This window comes from Sporomusa sp. (genome assembly GCF_057736855.1).
The window spans coordinates 6,559-9,013 of sequence record NZ_JBYKYF010000115.1 but is presented as its reverse complement, the minus strand read 5'-3'; the positions used below and the strand labels follow the sequence as shown (position 1 = coordinate 9,013).

At 47.1% G+C, this 2,455-nt stretch carries 1 protein-coding gene; it reads left to right on the top strand.

Features of this window, described 5'->3' with window-relative positions; genetic code table 11:
* Positions 1–222 precede the first annotated feature (222 nt).
* Positions 223–2,455, top strand: a 2,233-nt coding sequence (locus tag AC29Z1_RS09205; protein ID WP_488271164.1) for a DEAD/DEAH box helicase, incomplete at its 3' end; no start/stop codon positions are given.

The window sequence follows — 2,455 nt, the reverse complement described above, 5'->3', positions numbered from 1 at the left end:
AAAGATAAATAATATAAGGGCTTTAGCTCCTAGGCTAAGGCCCTTTTGAAATCTATTCAAGTGGTTTTTAGCTCATACATGGAGAATCAAGATTTCTGCCGCTACAGGCGGCGTTGCCTCAGGTGAGATTGACTCTTCACCTGAGGGCCTGGTGTTTCAGTATTGCTGAAACGAGTTTATAGGGGGTACTACTTACTAAGGTTTTGTATGGGAGAGAAAACGATGCTGACATTATTTGCATCTTTATATGAGGATAAGGCACTTAGGCAGGCGCTGGCTGCATTTGCCGCGCCAAACGCACAAAGCCTAATTTATGGTGTCACTGGTTCACAAAAAAGTGTACTTATGGCGGCCGCCTTTCAGGCTGCAGTTCGTCCGACCATCGTGATAACCGCCGGACACGAAGCAGTGGAAGCGTTACGATCTGACTTTGCTACACTGCTGCCAGAGGTGCCGGTGATAGAATTTCCGGCTGCAGATATCGTTACTTTTGCTGCTGCGGCTAAAAGTGTTGAACTTGCAGCTAAACGCGCAGATGTTTTGAACCGTATGGTACGAGGAGAAAAGATCCTAGTCTTAACTACCGTCGAAGCTGCTATGCAGAAGGTAATTTCTAAACAGGATTTTCTCAACAGTCGTCTTAGTATTAGTCGTGGCGATGTAATTAACCGGGAAGAACTGATTCATTCGCTGGTGGAATTTGGTTATGAGCGGGTGGATCAAGTGGATAGCGCCGCACAGTTTAGCATCCGCGGCGGGATTATTGATATTTTTCCTGTTAACCGGAGTTTGCCGCTCCGGCTTGAGCTGTTTGGGGACGAAGTTGATTCGTTGCGAGAATTTGATACTGTCACCCAACGTTCGATACAAGAGTTGGAGTTGGCCGATATTATGCCATTAACTGAGCCGGAACCCAGTGGTAAGCCGGGAGTGTTTGTCTCCTATTTACCTGCAGGTGCAACCATTGTGCTGGACGAACCGGCGCGGCTTAGGGAGCAGATGGCTAAAGTGGTAAAGGAAAACCCAGATACTAAACGTCGGGTAGTGAACTGGGGGGAATTAGTAGCTGCCTGTCAGGCTTATAATACCATCTATTTGTCACTGCTACTACAAAAGATCCCTAACACCCAGCCAACAGAGGTTATTAGTATAACCGCCAAAGGTATTGCTCCTTTTCATCGGCAGATTGATATGCTGATTGACGAAATTAAGGGCTGGCAGGCCAGGAAATATAGTATTGCCTTATTTATACCCAATCAGGATAAGGCTACTACGATTCAGCAAAACCTGACCCAAGAGGGCATAACTACCGTTATGGCACAGTCTGGGATCATGACGCTGATTCCCGGTGCTGTTGTTGTATCCACTGGTTTGCTGTCATGTGGATTTGAATTGCCCCAAGCCAAGCTGGTTGTGCTGACTGAACTGGATATTTTCGGACGGCAGAAGCGAAAACGGCGGCCACGGGTAGGGAAAGATCAGCAGATTACATACTTTCGTGATATTAACATTGGCGACTATGTAGTTCATGTCAATCATGGTATCGGCAAATATGTTGGGGTTGAGACGATCGAAGTGGGCGGAGTGCATAAAGATTATTTGCATATTCGCTATGCCGGTGATGACAAACTCTATGTGCCAACAGACCAAGTGGGACTGTTGCAGAAATATATTGGTGCTGAGGGTGAAGTACCGCGTCTTAGTAAGATGGGCGGCAGTGACTGGTTAAAAGTCAAGACAAAAGCCAAAGCCGCTGTGGCCGATATGGCCAAAGAGCTTATCGAGCTGTACGCCCAGCGTCAGTTGCAGCCAGGATTCGCGTTTCCACCAGATACTCCCTGGCAAAGAGAGTTTGAAGATACTTTCCCTTATGAGGAAACACCAGACCAATTGCAGGCTATCGCCGAAGTCAAACATGATATGGAACAGCCACGGCCTATGGATCGGCTGTTATGCGGTGATGTTGGCTTTGGTAAGACCGAGGTAGCTATTCGCGCCGCTTTTAAGGCCGTTATGGGAGGAAAGCAAGTCGCTGTCTTGGTGCCTACTACGGTTCTTGCCCAACAGCATTATCAGACTTTTAGTGCTCGTTTTGCTGAATTTGGCCTAACCGTTGATGTTATCAGTCGTTTTCGGAGCGCTAAAGAGCAAAAGGCTACTTTGCAGAAAGTGGCTCTCGGTCAGGTGGATGTGCTTATAGGCACCCATCGGATTTTGCAGTCAGATGTCGTATTTAAAGATCTAGGGCTATTAATTATAGATGAAGAGCAACGTTTTGGTGTTGCCCAGAAAGAAAAAATGAAACGCTGGCGGTCGAATCTGGATGTGCTTACCTTAAGCGCCACGCCTATCCCGCGTACGCTTCACATGTCATTGGTAGGCGCGCGGGATATGAGCATTATTGAAACTCCGCCAGAGGAACGATTTCCAGTACAAAGTTATGTTGTCGAATATA